9 protein-coding genes and 3 pseudogenes are annotated in these 16,568 nt (G+C 69.6%); 5 read left to right on the top strand and 7 right to left on the bottom strand.

Features of this window, described 5'->3' with window-relative positions; genetic code table 11:
- Nucleotides 1-7: 7 nt before the first annotated feature.
- From OG259_RS33880 to OG259_RS41830, 3 genes and pseudogenes are all read right to left on the bottom strand, one after another.
- Nucleotides 8-4,462, bottom strand: a complete 4,455-nt coding sequence (locus OG259_RS33880; protein ID WP_443052155.1) for a hypothetical protein — start codon at nucleotides 4,460-4,462, stop codon at nucleotides 8-10.
- A gap of 59 nt (nucleotides 4,463-4,521) precedes the next feature.
- A complete protein-coding gene (locus tag OG259_RS33875; protein ID WP_328945695.1) occupies nucleotides 4,522-5,517 on the bottom strand; it encodes a hypothetical protein in 996 nt (331 codons plus the stop codon).
- 69 nt (nucleotides 5,518-5,586) lie between these two features.
- Nucleotides 5,587-5,838, bottom strand: a pseudogene (locus OG259_RS41830) (ABC transporter permease); the annotation flags it as partial.
- Between the two features lie 1,047 nt (nucleotides 5,839-6,885).
- Between OG259_RS41830 and OG259_RS41825 the strand changes: the two are divergent.
- From OG259_RS41825 to OG259_RS33860, 3 genes and pseudogenes are all read left to right on the top strand, one after another.
- Nucleotides 6,886-7,098 (top strand): annotated as a pseudogene (locus tag OG259_RS41825) (helix-turn-helix domain-containing protein); the annotation flags it as partial.
- A gap of 345 nt (nucleotides 7,099-7,443) precedes the next feature.
- Nucleotides 7,444-7,539, top strand: a pseudogene (locus tag OG259_RS41820) (DUF5655 domain-containing protein); the annotation flags it as partial.
- A gap of 298 nt (nucleotides 7,540-7,837) precedes the next feature.
- Entirely contained in the window at nucleotides 7,838-7,960 is a 123-nt protein-coding gene (locus tag OG259_RS33860; RefSeq protein WP_328945694.1) for a hypothetical protein, read from the top strand.
- Nucleotides 7,961-8,208: 248 nt separating this feature from the next.
- Here the strand turns inward: OG259_RS33860 and OG259_RS33855 are convergent, their stop codons facing one another.
- Nucleotides 8,209-9,606, bottom strand: a complete 1,398-nt coding sequence (locus OG259_RS33855; protein ID WP_328945693.1) for a peptidase C39 family protein — start codon at nucleotides 9,604-9,606, stop codon at nucleotides 8,209-8,211.
- Nucleotides 9,607-9,919: 313 nt separating this feature from the next.
- Between OG259_RS33855 and OG259_RS33850 the strand changes: the two genes are divergently transcribed.
- Nucleotides 9,920-10,549, top strand: coding sequence for a uridine kinase family protein (locus OG259_RS33850; RefSeq protein WP_328945692.1), 630 nt, complete (start codon nucleotides 9,920-9,922; stop codon nucleotides 10,547-10,549).
- Between the two features lie 309 nt (nucleotides 10,550-10,858).
- The gene (locus OG259_RS33845; protein WP_328945691.1) at nucleotides 10,859-12,781 is read left to right on the top strand and encodes an AAA family ATPase; all 1,923 of its coding nucleotides are present in this window, start codon (nucleotides 10,859-10,861) and stop codon (nucleotides 12,779-12,781) included.
- Between the two features lie 99 nt (nucleotides 12,782-12,880).
- Here OG259_RS33845 and OG259_RS33840 read toward each other — a convergent pair whose 3' ends face one another.
- The 3 genes from OG259_RS33840 to OG259_RS33830 all read right to left on the bottom strand — a co-directional run bounded on the left by OG259_RS33840 (nucleotide 12,881) and on the right by OG259_RS33830 (nucleotide 16,550).
- Nucleotides 12,881-13,912 (bottom strand): endonuclease/exonuclease/phosphatase family protein, encoded by a 1,032-nt coding sequence (locus OG259_RS33840; protein ID WP_328945690.1) that lies wholly within the window; start codon nucleotides 13,910-13,912, stop codon nucleotides 12,881-12,883.
- 173 nt (nucleotides 13,913-14,085) lie between these two features.
- Nucleotides 14,086-15,135 (bottom strand): hemolysin family protein, encoded by a 1,050-nt coding sequence (locus OG259_RS33835; protein ID WP_328945689.1) that lies wholly within the window; start codon nucleotides 15,133-15,135, stop codon nucleotides 14,086-14,088.
- On the bottom strand, nucleotides 15,132-16,550 hold the full coding sequence (locus OG259_RS33830; RefSeq protein WP_328945688.1) for a hemolysin family protein: 1,419 nt from the start codon (nucleotides 16,548-16,550) through the stop codon (nucleotides 15,132-15,134). Before OG259_RS33830 ends, OG259_RS33835 begins: the two co-directional genes overlap by 4 nt.
- Nucleotides 16,551-16,568 lie beyond the last annotated feature (18 nt).

Genomic DNA, 16,568 nt, shown 5'->3' with positions numbered 1-16,568 from the left:
TACTCGGCTACGGTGTGGGTGCGGTGAACCCGTCTAGGTCCATCCAGTAGTTGTCGTCCTCCAGCAGGCGCTGATTAGCGATGAAGGTGCCGAACGGTTGCATTGATTGGCCGTTTTGCCAATTCGACATCGAGGATCGCCCGCAGGGCTCCTTCCAGGTTGGCGCCGGAGCATCCGGGCGCAGGTGGAGGGTCATGGTGTCGTCGGGGTTGCGGCTGAGGTAGGTCTGCACACATTCCTTGCCGCTGTACGACACGAAGTTCGGCCCATTGGAATTTCCGGCACTCTGGAAGGAGTTGGCAAAAGCGAACTCGTCGCAGCTTCTCTGGTCGGTGCGTGGCGCCCCTGCATCCAAGCTCCACATGTCACTGAACAGGCCGGTACCCGGATAGGTTTTCCACCGCCTCTCGCAGATGATCTGGCGATTGCGATCCTGTTGCGTCTTGTCGGGATTTCGGGGATCGTCGGTGGAAAGCTTATTGGCCAGGTAAGTGAGAGGCTTTCCGCCGTTCTTGTTTCCCCACTTGATGTTGGTCTTGCGCCACATCATGTCGATGTGGGCCGCGGCTCCGGGGAATTTCTTGGAGTTCATGACGTAGGTCGGCGTGTATCCGGAGAATACGCAACCGGTACCGGCGGCTTCCTTGTCACAGCGGATGTCCAGCTTGGTGTTTTCGAACTCGGACGGATTCACGACCTTAGTGGTGTTGACCTTACCGCCGAGAGACAAGTACGGGGTGATCGTGTTCTTGGTCGCGCCGCTGGGCGCCCACTTGAACCGCGTGGTGACGGTCCGCAGGAGCGTGTCGCCCTTGGCGAAGGTCTTCGACCCGTTCCAGTCGACGCTGGTGATGTCGCAGTAGCCGCGGCACTTGGCCGCGTAGTCGAAGGTGGCGTTGTTCACCGTGCCGTCCATCGACTTCAGCCGGATCTCGGCGACCTGCGAGAATTCGGCGCTCTTCGGGTCGAGGTAGTAGGTGATGTAGAGGTCGAAAGCCGCGCTTCCGGTCGGGACGGTGTTCGTGTACTCCGTCATTGCGTAGTCGCTGTGGATACAGGCGGTGGTGCGCTTGCGGGTGAGGTTGTGGATGACCAGCGAGCATGTCGCGGTGCTCGTGGCGGCCATCGTCATCGCCCTCGGCGCCGCCGTGGCGGTGTTTGCCGAGGAGCTGCCGGCCGCGGAGAAGGTGCTGCCGGTGATGTCCTCGTCCGGCTCGACCGGCGCCGGATCCGGAGCGGTCGGGTTGGCCCTCATGTTGCCGGTCAGGGACAAGCCGTTGTACGTGCCCGGGACGAATGCCAGCGCGTCGAAGGCGATGTCCGCGCTGCCGTCGCCGCCGCTGAAGTTGTCGAGCCGCACCTCGGGGATCTGGTCACCGAAGGTGTAGGCGCCCAGGTCCACCCACTTGTTGGCCTGGTTCGCCGTCTGCGAGATCTCCGCCTCCTCTTCCCCTTCGGGCGTCTGGATCCGGTACACGGCGTTGGTGGTCTGCGCCCCGTGGTCGGGTATGTGCGCGAAGATCTTCGCCTGGCGCGTGGTGTTGGTCAGCGGAGCGTTCAGCTTCCACGTGCCGGTCACCTTCAGGCGCTCGGCGTTGGCCGGGGACGCCTCGGGCGAGCGGGTGTGCGTGAACCAGAAGTGGTTGCCGTAGCCCGCACCGATCTGATGCGTGTCGATCTTCCCCGGATACGTGGTGACGGTGGTCGGGTTGTCCGTACCGTCGTTGGTGAGATCCATCTGGGTGTCCCACGGGACATACGTGAAGTTGAACGTGCCGCTCGACTTCACCGCCCCGCACCCCCGCTTGGCGTCCACGCCGGCGGGTATGGTCCCGTCCGCCAGATCGTCGACCACGAGGGCGTTGGCGGGCAGAGGCGTGGTGGCGCAGTTCGGCGGGTAGGAGCCGGCATCCGGCTGCTCGCCGTAGGTCGTCGGGAAGCGGTGCACACCGTTGCCGCACTTGGCCCCCGTGGTGCAGTTCTTCCACTGCGCCTCGGTGACCGGCTGGTTCCACCAGCAGTGCAGCCAGTGCGGGTTGGTTTTGCTGTTGCCCGCGTCCAGGGTGCAGGCACCCTGGCCCTGGTCGTTGGAGTCGTTGTCGCCGATCTTGGCCGGGTTGCAGTTGTTCGACGCGTTGCAGAACAGGTCGACCGGAGGCTTGGCGCTCGCGCGGTCCGCGTTGGAGTTCCACCATGCGCCCTTATAGCCCGCCTGGAAGTCACCGGGAGCGAACAGCGCTGAGATCGGGCGCGCCGCCCAGCCGATCACCTTCTCCTGGTACGGCCAGTCCTGCGGGTGCGCGGCGTGGCTGTAGTCGTCCTTGGACGAGTCGGTGGCGTGCTGCAGGAACGGCACCCGGTTGGCCTTCCACAGCGGGTTGGCCGGGTTGTTCGTCCAGCCCACGCCCGAGTGCCCCGCGGAGTCGGCGGTGGCGTAGAAGCCGGAGTTGTACGCCCACAGGGCGAAGAACCAGTTCTCGATCCACTTGGGGTGGCCGCCGTTGATCTTCATGCCGGCGTTGTACGTCAGGTTCCACTTCTCCGACAGGATCCGCACGCCGGCCGCGACGTTCGCGGTGTAGTCCAGCGCGACCGCTTCCTGGGCGACCGTGGACAGGGCGGTCTCGCCCGGCTTGGTCTTGCCCGCCAGGCGCATGCCGTCGGTGGCCTGGGTGATGCCGTAACCGCAGTCGGCGTCCGCCCAGTCGATCCGCCAGGGGTCGAGCTGCTCGCCCGAGGCGGCGTAGTCGACACCGTAGTAGTTGCCGATCAGGGAGTTGGCGGTGACACCGGGCACGGCGAAGCGGGTGGCCTGCCACATGTTCGACTCCTGCGCGGTGATGCCGAGCATCACCTGCGCGGGAATGTGCCACTTGTCGGTGACGGCCGGGTCCTCGTTGTCGAGCTTGCCGTTGGGGTCACCCGCGAGGACGGTCGGCGGGAACAGGCCCTGGGGCTGGTAGCCGCCGGCGATGCCGGTGTTCTTCCAGTTGCTGTCGCGGTAGAAGTTCAGCTCACCGACGACGGCCTGGTCCACGGCCCATTCGACCTGGCGCGGTGTGGGCTGGAACGCCTGCTTCTTCACGTCGTTGCGGGCCACCGCGCAGTAGCGTTCCCCGGTGCCTTCGCTCGGGCTGTCGGCCTGCGCGGTGAGGGCCTGGGTACGGACGGTCTGTGTGGACAGGCCGTCTGTGCTCTTCTTGCCCATGTCCGGGCCGGAGTCGACCGGGCCGCCGGTGGGTAGAGCGGGGGAGAGAGCGTGCCCCTGTGCCTCGCCCCCCACGCGGTGCGCGCCGGGGCGCAGGTCGAGGGTGACGGACTTGCCCGAGTCCAGCATGCGCAGGGCCGTACGGGCGGAGCGCGGCTTGGCGGCGTCCTCCGGGTTGACCAGGGTGGTCTTCCCGTCGGACCAGGTGGTGGTCAGGGCCGCCTGGGCGTGGCTGGAGATCGCCGCGCCCTTGGGGAGCTTGCCGGGGTTGTGCACCCGCTTGGGCAGGGCCTTGGACGTGGCGTCACCGGTGACGAACACCTCGCCGCGTGCAGAGCGGGTCAGGTCCCAGGCGTACAGCCCGCCGGAGGCGACGGTGACGGGCTCGGTCTTCTTGCCCTGCCTCACCTTCGTACGGTCCAGGTGCTTGGCCCAGGCGGCCGGCTTGTCGGACGCCTTCTTGTCCAGCTCGCGGTCGATGAAGGTGATGCCGCCGTCGGCGTCGGCGGTGATCTGGAACGGCACCGTGGTGGTGGACGCCAGGGTCTTCTCGGCCGTGCCGTTGATCCGTACCAGCTTGTTGCCGTGGGCGGCGACGATGCCCGCGCCGGTGGGGATCGCCGCGGTGATCTGGCCGGCGAGCGTGACCGGCTTCGACTGCTTGCCGGTGGCCGCGTCGACGGTGATCAGACGGGTCTGCTGCTTGTCGTCGCCGTCATGGGTGAGCTGGGTGAACACCGCCTGGTCGCCCTGGCCGCAGCCGGGCGAGAAGTAGGCGAGCGACGACTGGAACGGCAGCTTGGTGACCTTGCCCGAGGTCAGGTCGACCACTGCGGTGAAGGCACCGCGCACCATCAGCTCGGGCTTGTTGGTGAACATCCGGGGCGCGTACGAGACGGCCGCGTACTTGCCGGACTCGGTGACGCAGTGGTTGCCGATCCAGGTGTCCGAGGCGAAACCGTCCTCGAACAGACTGGCCACCGTGCGGAGTTGGTAGCCGTCCTTCTCCTTGCCCGCAAGGAGGTGGAAGCCGGTGCCGTCACCGGTCGTGGTGACCGCAGTGTCCGCGGACTTCTCGTAGCCCTTGCCGAGCAGGCCGACGCGGTCCTTCGCGGGGATCGCGGAGGGCTCCAGGGAGGGCTTCTTCCGCTGCTGGGTGGTGTCGCTCCACCCCTGCGCCGCTCCCTTGGGCGGCTTTGGTTCCTTGGCCTGCGCGGGCAGGCTCAGCGGTATCGCCAGCGCGGTGGTCACCACAAGGGTGATCGGCACGCGCAGGCGACTACGTATCGGTCTCAACTGTGTTCCTTCTCTGGTTACTTGACTGCTTTCGCGGCCGCAAGGGCCTCGCCCATCCGCTTCTTGACGGCGGCAAGCTGGTCCTTGTTCTCCTCGATCAGCCGCTTCTGGACGGCCGACTCCTCCTTGAACCAGACCTCGATCAGACGGGTCTGCTCCTTGCAGTCGATGTCGTCCAGCGCGAGCTCGATCGCGTTCTTGGTGGTGCCGTCGCCGTCGGCGTAGCCCTGCTCCATCGCCCGGTACGGATCGGCGGCCTTGCGGCCCTTGCCCTTCATGCAGGCCGACCAGCTCTTGAGGGCCTTCTCGACCGGCTTCAGCGGCCGGGACTCGGAGATGCTTGTCGAGGCGAGCCCGGAGACGAAGCCCGCATCCGCCTCGTTCACATTGAGCCGCCGCTTCGACCAGCCGGCGCAGCCGCCCTCGTGCAGCTTCTTTCCGTTGTGCTCCGCGCGTGCGGGCTCCGGGACCCCGCCGAAATGGCCGTCGGCGCCCTTGGCACCCTTGGGCGGGGCGAACTCGGGCTTCTTCCGCCCGGTCAGAACCTCCACCTCGATGCCTGAAAGCCCCTCCTCGACGGATTCGAGGCTCCGGGTCAGCTCCTTCGGCAGCCCGTACCCGTACTTCTGTGCCTGTGCGCGGTCGCTGAGGCCGTAACGCCGCTCGATCGAGACGGCGTTGCTGTAGGGCGGCGGGTTCGCGCCGGGACGCGGCAGATCTACGGTCAGCCCGTACTCGGACATGCACCGCGTCTGCAGGGTGCGCAGCGCGGTGTCGACGGCGACCTGATCCGCGTAGGAGGGCAGGTAGGACTCAAGCGGCAGCTCCAGGCCCTTGACCAGTCCGGAAGTGGGCACCTCCGCAGGCCAGTTGGCTTGGTCGACCGGGGCCTTGTCCTTCGGGGCCTTGTCCTTCGCCGAGTCGGAGGCCGATCCGGACGAGGAGCAGGCACCGAGCGAGATTGCCGCGAGCATGACAGTAGTGGCGACGGTCGTTCGCCTGAGGACGTGCATGGGTTTTCCTTCTCTACGTGACGTGAGGTGGTCCACGTGCGTGGCGCATGCCGGCCACGCTCCTTACGCTCAGCGGCGCAGCGCCTCTACCGGCGTGATGCGGGAAGCTCTCCAAGCCGGATACAGGCCGGCCGGCAGACCAGTCGCCAGGCCGATGGCGGGAGTTGTCACCGTCATGGAATGGATGACGGGCGTCCAGTCCCGGGCGATCGCGACTCCAACGACAGTCGGCGCGCCAAGGGAGGTACCAACGAGGCCACCCAGGGCCCCCAAGGTCGCGGATTCCGTGAGGAACTGAGTGGTGATGTGCCGACCGCGTGCTTGCTCCCCATCAGCTGGGAATGCGAGATCCCCAAACTCGTTGTGGTCTCTTGCAACGTCCTCGATGGTCACTTCCGTCGCGCTCAGGGCGCTGAAACGCTTGTCGGTCTGCGACGAGGCTGTAGAAGTCAATCCCAGGACGGCCACGAAGGTGCCCACTCCCAGAACCGTCCCCATGGACGTGGGCAATGAGCGTGCGGGACGCTGCGGCATGCCGGCACTCGACTCCGCCGGCACGTCTCGTACGGAGAATCGCGTGACGGGTATGGACCGAGCATTGTGGCGACCTCGGCGCAGCCGCACCATTGACATGGGTCTGCGCCTCACCTCCTCACCTCTTCCGTGAGTCGTCCGTCGCCGATAGTGATCGTTCGTTCGCCTTGCTGGGCCACTGCCAGATCGTGCGTAATGACAAGAACGGTCATGCCGGCCCCGCGCAAACGGCTTCTTCCAATTTCACTCAAGCCGAGGGGGATCGTGCGCATCTGAGCGAAAGCTGCACGGCCAGCGTCAACACTCGCACGAGTTGCGATACAGGCCGCATGAGCCCCCCCGGCCTGCTGAAATCCAAGTGGATCCACCCTACACTCCGGGGCGACCAATTCAAGATATATAAAGCCGACCTGTCGTGCGATCAGGGGCATACGGGATGACTGCTGATCTTTGGCGCCGCTTTGATGGGCCCTCGACTACGGAATCCCGAATTCGCGGAAGTCTGGCACGAATTGTGCCGCAGCGGCCGCGGACCCGTTCGGACAAGGGATGGGGCGATACAAGGCCGCGTACGTGGTCAGGGCGACGCCGCACGCAGTCAGCGGTGCAGGGCTCCGTCGTTCTCGTGCTTGGCCCGACGTAGTCGGCATGGGCCCGGTGCGGCATTCGTGATGGTTCGGTAGATGCACGCGCAGGCACAGCCTCCAGCGATCACAGAGTGTCGAGTTCACTGATCACCACGACCGAGGACCGTGCCTGCCCGGTTCACACCCCTTGTCGCTGAGGTTGAAAGGGTGGGGTGACAGCGGACGTCGGCGGTGCTACGTCGTCGTCATGAGGTATGCGGATGGCGGCGGTCTGACCGCTGCGGGGCGGGCGAAGCGTGAAGCGCTGCGTTTCGAGGCCGCGGAGATGTTCGAGCAGGGGGTGCGGCCGCCGGAGGTGGCCCGCAGTTACGGGTGTCGCCGAAGTCGGCGCACGCCTGGCACGCCGTCTGGCGGGGACGGCGGCAGGCCGGCCCTGGCCTCCAAGGGGCCCGGCGGATCGGCGGTATCGACGCGACGAGCGGCTGGAGAGCGAGACTGTCGCGAGTGTTGGCCGCGGAGACGGCGACCGCGACGGGCAGGCCGGACCGGTCGGTGACGAGGTGGATCCTCGATCCGTTCTTGCCGCGGTCGGTCGGATTCGGTCCGGTCAGCAGCCCCCTTCGAGGGCCCGGACACTCACCGAGTCGATGGCGAAACGCGACCAGTCCAGGTCTCCCTGCGCGCCGAGTTCGTCCAGGATGACCCGGTGGAGACGGGCCCAGACCCTGTCCTTGCTCCAGCGGGCGAAACGCCGGTAGACCGTCGGCCAGGCCGGCCCGAACAGCGGCGGGATCCTCGCCCGGCTCACCTGGGGACCGGGGACCTGGAGGTCCGCCTCGCCTCGGCGGCCGACCTGGAGAGGGCGGCGCCGCTGATTCGGCGAGCGTTCGAGGCAGCCTGACGCAACGAGAAGGGCGGCCGGCGCATCGGTCATTCGATGCACCAACCGCCCTTGGGCGTCTGCGGCCCGCCCGCCCCGGGATCTCTCCGCTCTCATGATCACGCCTCCGGCCCGGCCAGGTCGAAGTCGTCCTTGGTCAGCTCGGCGAGGAGCGCAGGTCACCGCGGCGGACATCGAGGGTCTGTACGCACGTTGGAGCCGGGACGGGGCGGCCCTCGACACCATCGAGTCCCGGCACATAGCCCTCTCGGCGCTGTTCTCCCACGCTGTGCGCCGCAGGCGGATTCCCGTGAATCCCATGACGCAGGCCGAGAAGCTGGAGAACCCTGTCGTTCCTGTCGACGACAGGAAACTTCCCAGCTTCGACGAGATAACCGCCATCGCAAAGGAGATCGGACGTCGCCTGTCTCCGGCGACATGACTCATGACGTATTGTGGACTTCGTATAGGGGAATCTCTGGGAGTCTTCCCGGAGGACATGCGCGACGGAACCCTGCGAATCCGGCGGCAGGTTATTCGCTACGAGGACACCTCCGGAAAGTACACACCGAAATACGCCCCGTTGAAGCATCGGAAAGAGGGCGAGTGGCGCGACACACCCGTGCCTGCTTCCCTTGAGCCATTCATCGACCGGCTTCCGATCCGAGACGACCGTCGGGCCGCACATGCTCACACCAGGCCGAGCGACCGCAGCGCGCGGTGCCGGCCCGATACCGGCGTGGCCGGCCAGAAGATGTAGCAGACACCGCCCGTGCCGCTTCTGACCTTGCCGTTCGCGTCGTAGCGCTTGGTGCGGAGCCAGATGTTCTCCCATTCGCGTCGCTGGTAGACCCGGCGGACGGCCCCGTTGCTGGGCGAGGCGGGGTCGTTGGCGATGACGTCGCCGTCGGCGGTGAAGCCGATGACGGTCATGAGGTGGCCGGAGGTGCCGTATCCGGCGCCGGTCAGCTCCTCCTTGCGGAAGGACTGGGACGTTATGGCCGGGATGCCGGCCCGGATCAGGCTCTCCAGTTCGGTGAGGGAGTTGAGTCGGGTGACCACGGCGTTCATGTCCGGGTACGTGGCCGCGTAGGCGGCGTTGAAGGGCCAGTTCCCACAGCCCTCGTACTGGTGGTCGAAGGTGAAGCGGGCCGCGTGGCAGACCTGGGGGTCGTCGAAGGCCGGGTTCACCCAGGCCAGTTCCTCCGGCGACGGCCGGCGGCCCCAGTACTCGACGATCATCTGGGAGGAGGTCGGGCTGCACCACGCCTCGCCGCCGTTGTCGTACTCGGGGTACTGCCCGACGTGGGTGTTCTGCGAGTAGCGCGGCACGGTCAGCTCGCGGGCGAGGCCCGGCGTGGAGGCCGGGACCGTGAAGCGGTCCGGGACGTCGGAGGCCATCGCGCCGAGCCGCCACACCGTGGGCGTGAGGCCGCTGCCCGGGGTGCGGTACAGCGTCAGACGCAGCCGGTACGAGGCCAGCCGCAGCCCGCTCGTCGCGTCGTCGATCGCGAAGGTGTCCGTCCAGACGGTGCTTCTGCCGTCGGTCTGGTCGTCGACCGAGGTGCGCCGGATGTCGTCGTCGCCGGCGGCCCAGCGGCCCAGGACGTACCAGGGGGTGGCGGTGGCGTCGGAGTACGTGCCGGACAGCTCGACCTGGAGCCAGGTGCCCGGCGGGGTGTGGGCGTTCCAGGAGGCGATGACCTCGGTGGCGGGCACGGTCGGGGTGTGGACGGGCGAGGTCCAGCTCGCGTACTCCCAGGCGGAGGTCCGCCCGGTGTGCGGGTCGGTGTAGTCGGTGCGCCCGACGGGGGCGGCGAGGACGAGGCCGGGGCGGTGCCCGGCGACCGCCTTCGTGCCGGCCGCGCTGCCGCACCTCCAGTCCGTGTACGAGGACCAGAAGCGGTTGTCGACGAGGCCGGGCACGGGGGCGTGGCCCCGCCCGGCGCCGTCGACCGGGGCAGCAGGCGGACAGTCGGTGGCGCATTCGGGAACGGCGGCCACGGCGGGAGCGGCAGTGGCGGCGGCCGTTCCGGCGGCCGCGAGCGCCGCCGCGAGAACGGTTCTGCGCGGGGTGGAGCTGGTCATGGACGGTGACCCCCAGTCGAGAACGGTGGGCGTACGGACCTGTGGACGAGCGGCCGGCGGTACGCGCGCGTACCGCCGTGCGGGCGGACGATCCTGCGGGCGGACGGGGAGGACGTACGAGCGGGGGCGCACGCACAGGGGCGTACGCACCTGCCCGAGCGCACGGACGGGGCTTCGCGCGCCCCACTATCTCGGCTTCCGCCACGCCTCCGCCAGCACTTCGCCTCGCGTCGCCGCATCAATATTGGTCTCGACCACTGACGGCGGTACCTCCCTGACCTGCGACGGTCCCCCGCTCCCCTACCCTGGGCCCATGAACGACCTCGACCGCGCGGCCCACGCGCTGCTCCGGCTGCCGCCCTCTTGCGGGCCGGTCCGGCTGATCGCGGTCGACGGGCACGCGGGTTCCGGCAAGTCCACGCTCGCGGCCCGTCTCGCCGCCGCACTCGGCGACGCCCCCGTCCTCCACCTCGATGACCTCGCCACCCACGAGGAGCTGTTCGAGTGGACCGACCGGCTGTGGGAGCAGGTGCTCGACCCCTTCTCGCGGGGCGAGACCGCGTCCTACCGGCCGTACGACTGGCACCTCCGGCGCTTCGGCGAGGCACGGGAGCTCCCCGCGGCCCCGGTCGTCCTCGTCGAGGGCGTCGGCGCGGGCCGGGCGGCGGTGCGGCCGTTCCTGGCGTGGCTGCTGTGGATGGAGCGCGGGCCCGAGGAGTCCTGGGCGCGGGGCCGTCACCGGGACGGCCCGGACCAGGCAGCCTTCTGGGACGGCTGGACCGTGGCGGAGACTCGCCATTTCGCCGGGGACCCCTCCCGGCCCTTCGCCGACACCCTGGTACGGGAGTGCCGAGAGGGGTACGACTGGCTCCCCGGGCCGGGTGTGACAGCGGGCGCGCACCAGATCATCACGCACCGTGACGGCTTCATGTCCGTGAACTGAGGGGCTGAAAGTCCGCTTTCGCAAGTGCTTCAACTCCGCTTGACCCAAGGGGCGTACAGGTCTTACGTTCTGAATGTGCGGCTTTTCGGAGCCGCTGCGGACGCGAAGCCCCCGGTTGTTCCCCCGTGATCGGGGGCTTCGTTCTGCCGCTGACAGCCCTCTCCGGACCCCTCCGCGACCCCTGACGCTCACCCAGGGTCACCGCTTCCGGATCATGCGCTTCTCCTTAAGTACGCACCCCCTGCGCAGGTACGATGCCCCCAGGTGCGGTCAAATCCCGTCCATGCGAAGACGGTTGTGGGGGACCCGATGGACATCGGCACGCAGGGCGCGCAGGCCCCGGCCGAGCTCGCCTGGCTGCGCGGAATCGACGCCTACACGATGGGCGCGTATCCGCAGGCGGAGGACGAGTTCCGGACGGCGGTACGGATCGACCCCGGGATGGCGGACGCCTGGCTCGGGCTGCACGCGCTCCGGGTCGACACCACGACCGCGCTGCTGCGCATGTACCGCAACCGCGACCGCTTCGGCGAACAGCGGACCCGGTACCGGCGCACTCTCAACTCCTGGTACTGGCTGGGCTGGTGGGTCCAGCCGGTCCTGGAGAGCCCGCGCGACCTGCTGCTCGCGCACGCCTCCCACTGGCTCGACGGACGCCATGTGCCGGAGCTGGACCGGGCCCTCGCGGGGCTCCCCCCGGTCGACACCGACCCCCAGGTGCGCTTTCTGCACGCCTGCCGCGCCTATCTCGTCAAGGACTGGGACCAGTTGGTCCGGCACACCGAGACCCTCGTCGACGACCCGCTGCTCGGCATCGAGGCCGGGCTCTTCGGCGGCATGGCCCGGGTGCGTCTGGAGATGTACGGGCAGGCCGAGCCGCTGCTGTCGGCCTCGCTGATGCGCTGCCGCAGCGAGCAGCCCCAGCGCAAGGAGCTGCGGTACTGGCTGGCCCGCGCCCATGAGGGCACCGGGCGCAGCGCCGCCGCGCTTCCCCTCTACCGGGCCGTGCACCGGATCGACCCCACGTTCATGGACACGGCAGCACGGCTCGCGGCGATCGCCGAGTACGACGGCTTCGAGGGATACGACGGCGTGGACGACCCGGCCGGGCTGGCGACGGTCGCCCTGGGCACGGTCGGCGGGGGCCTCGGCCAGGACGCCGTGGACACCGTGCCGGGCGCCGACCCCGACGCCGGCGGCCCGCTGGGCGACGGACTGCGGCTGGCGCCCGAGCCCGTACCGCCGCCGGCCCCGGTCCCGCCGCCGGAGACCGTACGGCAGAAGGCCCCGCTGCCCTCCCAGCCCGTGCCACCGCGCTTCCCGGCGGGTCCCACCGATCCGGTCCTGCTCGCGGAGGCGCTCGCCGAACTGGAGGGCATGGTCGGCCTGGAACCGGTGAAGCGGCAGGTCAAGGCGTTGTCGGCACAGCTGGAGATGGCGCGGCTCCGCGCCGGGCAGGGCCTTCCGGTCCAGCCGCCCAAACGCCACTTCGTCTTCTCCGGCCCCTCGGGCACCGGGAAGACCACGGTCGCCCGGATCCTCGGCCGGGTCTTCTACGCCCTCGGACTGCTCGGCGGCGACCATCTCGTGGAGGCCCAACGGGCCGATCTGGTCGGCGAGTTCCTCGGTCAGACCGCGGTCAAGGCGAACGAGCTGATCGATTCGGCGGTCGGCGGGGTGCTCTTCGTGGACGAGGCCTACGCGCTCTCCAACACCGGCTACAGCAAGGGCGACGCCTACGGGGACGAGGCCCTCCAGGTGCTCCTGAAGCGGGCCGAGGACAACCGCGACCACCTCGTGGTGATCCTGGCCGGCTACCCCGAGGGCATGGACCGGCTCCTCAACACCAACCCCGGTCTCTCCTCCCGGTTCACCACCCGCGTCGACTTCCCCTCGTACCGGCCGCTGGAACTCACCGCCATAGGCGAGGTCCTCGCGGCGGCCAACGGCGACGGCTGGGACGACGAGGCCCGCGAGGAGCTGCGCTCGATCAGCGGGCACGTCGTCGAGCAGGGCTGGATCGACGAGCTGGGCAACGGCCGCTTCCTGCGCACCCTGTACGAGAAGTCCTGCGCCTACCGGGACCTGCGGCTCTCCGGCTACGCCACCACCCCGACCCGGGAGGATCTCGCCACCCTCCGGCTCGCCGACCTCATGCAGGCGTACGGCGAAGTCCTGTCGGGCCGCGGTCCGGTCGACCGCGGCCCCCAACAGGAGCCCCCGGGGTACTAGGGGGTGTCTGAGCCCCGTCGGGGCCGGACCCACTGCCCCCGGGGGCCGTCCTGTCGGTCAGGCCCCAGGGGGTGGCTTGCCCACCAGGCCGGGCTCGCCCTAGCTCTCCCACGCGGCGGCGCCGCGCAGGAGGTGGTGGTCCGCCACGCCCGAGCAGGCGACGGCGTCGCCGCGCACCGTCGTGGACCAGTGGTGGCTCAGGAAGATGTAGTCGATCTTCTTGTTCGACTTGGTGTGCTCCGAGCAGGCCGTGGTGGCAGTGGGTTCACCGCTGCGGCACCGGTCCGCGGTCTGGGGGCAGTCCGCGCCGGTGAACCGGTCCTTGTCGTTCTCGTCGACCTCCCGGAACACGCCGGTCGACCCCGTGCCGTGGTCGTAGAGGGGGTTCATGTCCGCGTGCTGGGGGGACTGGTTGAAGTCCCCGGCGAGCACCACGGGCTCCGCGGCGGCGAAACCGCGGGTGATCGCGGCGACCTGGGCGATCTGGGCCGTGGTGTTGTCCCTGTTGAAGTCGATGTGGGTGTTGCAGGCGCGGACGGAGCGCCCGGCCACCAGGGTCTTGGCGCAGAGGAGGATGCGGTTCTCGGCGTTGATGGGGCTGGGGGGCTTCGTGGGGTCGGGGCGGTAGTCGGGGTTGTTCGTGGGTTCGGGGAGGAAGGTGACGCTCCGGGTGGACCCGTCGATCGTGCCGGGGCCGCCCTTCGCGAAGATGGCGAGGCCGAAGCGCAGGTCGGGCGCGACGCCGTCGTTCGGGTCGGGGTCCCACCGGGCGCAGCCTGCGGCGGACGGGAGCGCCGCTCCCCAGACGGTGTCGTACCTGACGCCGGAACGGTTCGCCAGGTGGTCACGGAGCAGCTTCCACTGCTCGTAACAGACCTCCTGGAGCATGACCAGATCGGTCTCCCAGTAGTCGACGGCGTGGACGACGGCGTCCCGCCACTCCGCCTTCTCCGCGGGGCCCACCCGGTCCTCGCACGTGGAGGAGGCTCCGCACACGTTGTACGTGATGAAGCGCGGCTTGGGTGCGGTCTCCTCGTCGACGACGTCCGCCTGAGCGGGGACGGACACCGCCGCTATCAGGAGGCCGGCGGAGAAGACCGCGGCGAGCAGCGCTCTGAGTGTCGCGCGCACAACACGCCCTTTCATGATCGATTGTGAGGACGGGCATCGTCCCACAGCCCGTTCGTCCCACAGCCCGATCGCCCCACAGCCCGTTCATCCCGCTGCGCGAGGGCACACGGAGCGAGGGGGCCCATAGACCGACGGGGCGGGCCCCGGAGGACCCGCCCCGCTGTGCGCGGTTCCTACGCGGTGGGCACCCGGTCCGGCGCGATCCGGTGGGCGGGGTCGCGGACCTCGCCCACCAGCATCTCCAGGACGTCCTCCAGGGCGACCAGGCCGAGAACCCGGCCCGAGCCGTCGGCGACCTGCGCCAGATGCGTCGCGGCGCGGCGCATCACGGTGAGGGCGTCGTCGAGGGGCAGTTCGGCGCGGAGCGTCGCCATCGGCCGCCACAGCCGCTGGGGCACCGCCCGCTCCCGTTCCTCCAGGTCCAGGACGTCCTTCACGTGCACGAAGCCCATGAAGGCGGCGCCCGCCTCGGCGCGGACCGGGAAGCGCGAGTACCCGGTGCGTACGGTCAGCTCCTCGATCTCGCGCGGGGTGACCGTCGGCGGAACGGTGATCAGGGAGGCCGGGCCGATGAGGACGTCCGTCACCGGGCGGGTGCCCAGTTCGAGGGCGTCCTCCAGCCGCTCCTGCTCGGCCGGGTCCAGCAGACCCGCCTGCCCGGCGTCCTCGACGAGCCGGCCGAGCTGGGCGCTGGTGAAGACCGCCTCCACCTCGTCCTTGGGCTCGACCTTGAACGCCCGCAGGACCAGCCGGGCACACGCGCCGAGCGCGGCCGTCACCGGCCGGCAGACCCGGGCGAAGCCGACCAGGCCGGGGGCGAGCCAGAGCGCGGTCCGCTCGGGCGCGGCCATCGCCAGGTTCTTCGGGACCATCTCCCCGATGACCAGGTGGAGGAAGACGACCGCGGCGAGGGCGATGACATACCCGAGCGGGTGGATCAGCCCTTCCGGGACCCCGACCGTGTGGAAGACGGGTTCGAGGAGACGGGCGACGGTCGGCTCGGCGACGGCGCCGAGCGTCAGCGAGCAGATGGTGATGCCGAACTGCGCGGCCGCCATCATCTGCGGCAGGTTCTCCAGACCGTGCAGGACCTGCTTGGCACGGGCGCCGCCGAGCGGTTCGATCTGGCTGCGGCGGACGGAGACGAGCGCGAACTCCGCCCCGACGAAGAAGCCGTTGGCCAGGACGAGGAGGACGGCGAAGAGGAGTTGCAGGGTGCTCATCGGACGGCCTCCGCCGGGACGGGAGCCTGGGCGGGAGCCGGAGCCGCGGAGGCCGCGACCGGCTCGGGGGCCGGGGCGGCGGTGGCCGCCGCGGGGTCCGGGTCCGGGGCGGTACGGACGATCCGGACCCGCTCTGCGCGGTAGCGGTCGACCTGACGCACCGAGAGCCGCCAGCCGGGCAGTTCGGCCCGGTCGCCGGGGGCGGGGATGCGCCCGAGGAGATCGGCGACGAGCCCGGCGACGGTCTCGTACGGCCCGTCGGGTACGTCGAGGCCTATCCGGCGCAGGGTGTGGACCCGGCAGGAGCCGTCGGCCTCCCAGGCGGGCCGGCCGTCCTCGGCGGGAGCGGCGGCCAGCTCGGGGCGGCCGTCGGCCACGGTGTCGTGCTCGTCGCGGACCTCGCCGACGAGCTCCTCGACGATGTCCTCCAGGGTGACGACCCCGGCCGTACCGCCGTACTCGTCGACGACCACCGCGATCGGCTGCTCCCGGCGCAGCCGCTCCAGAAGGGTCTGGGCGGGCAGCGTCTCCGGCACGAGGAGCGGCGGAACCGCGATCCGGCCGACGGGAGTGCGCAGCCGGGCGTGCGGGGCGACGGCGAGCGCGTCCTTGAGGTGGACCATGCCGACGATCTCGTCGATGCGGTCGCGGTAGACGGGGAAGCGCGAGAGACCGGTGGCCCGGGTGAGGTTGAGGACGTCGGCCGCGGTGGCGTCCCACTGGAGGGCGCTCACCTTCACGCGCGGTGTCATGACCTGCTCGGCGGTGAGGCCGCCGAGGGACAGGGTCCGTACGAAGAGGTCGGCGGTGTCCTGTTCGAGTGCGCCGGCCAGGGCGGAGTGCCGGGCCAGGGAGACCAGTTCGCCGGGGGTGCGGACCGAGTCCAGCTCCTCGGTGGGCTCGACGCCCAGGAGCCGTACGAGCCGGTTCGCGACCCGGTTGAGCAGGGAGATCACCGGCCGGAAGAGGGCGGAGAAGCGGCGCTGCGGGGTGGCCACGAAGCGGGCCACCTGGAGCGGCCTGGAGACCGCCCAGTTCTTCGGCACGAGCTCGCCGACCACCATCTGGACGGCGGAGGCGAGCAGCATCCCGATCACCACCGAGATCCCGGAGACGGCCCCGGCGGGCAGTCCGGTCGCGGTGAGCGGTCCGTGCAGCAGTCCGGCGAGCGCGGGCTCGGCGAGCATGCCGACGACGAGGGAGGTGATCGTGATGCCCAGCTGGGTGCCGGAGAGCTGGAAGGACAGCTCGCGCAGGGCGGTGACGACGGTGCGGGCGCGCCGGTCGCCGGCGGCCGCGGCCCGCTCGGCCTCGGCGCGCTCGACGGTCACGAGACCGAACTCGGCGGCCACGAAGAAGCCGTTGGCGAGGATCAGGACGAAGGCCGCGAAGAGCAGCAGAAGGGAGATGATCATGCCGCCGCCTCCTGGGAG

This window comes from Streptomyces sp. NBC_00250 (genome assembly GCF_036192275.1).
GTDB lineage: Bacteria > Actinomycetota > Actinomycetes > Streptomycetales > Streptomycetaceae > Streptomyces.
Note: the sequence above shows the minus strand (reverse complement) of the source record. Positions and strands in the feature narration are given on the sequence as shown.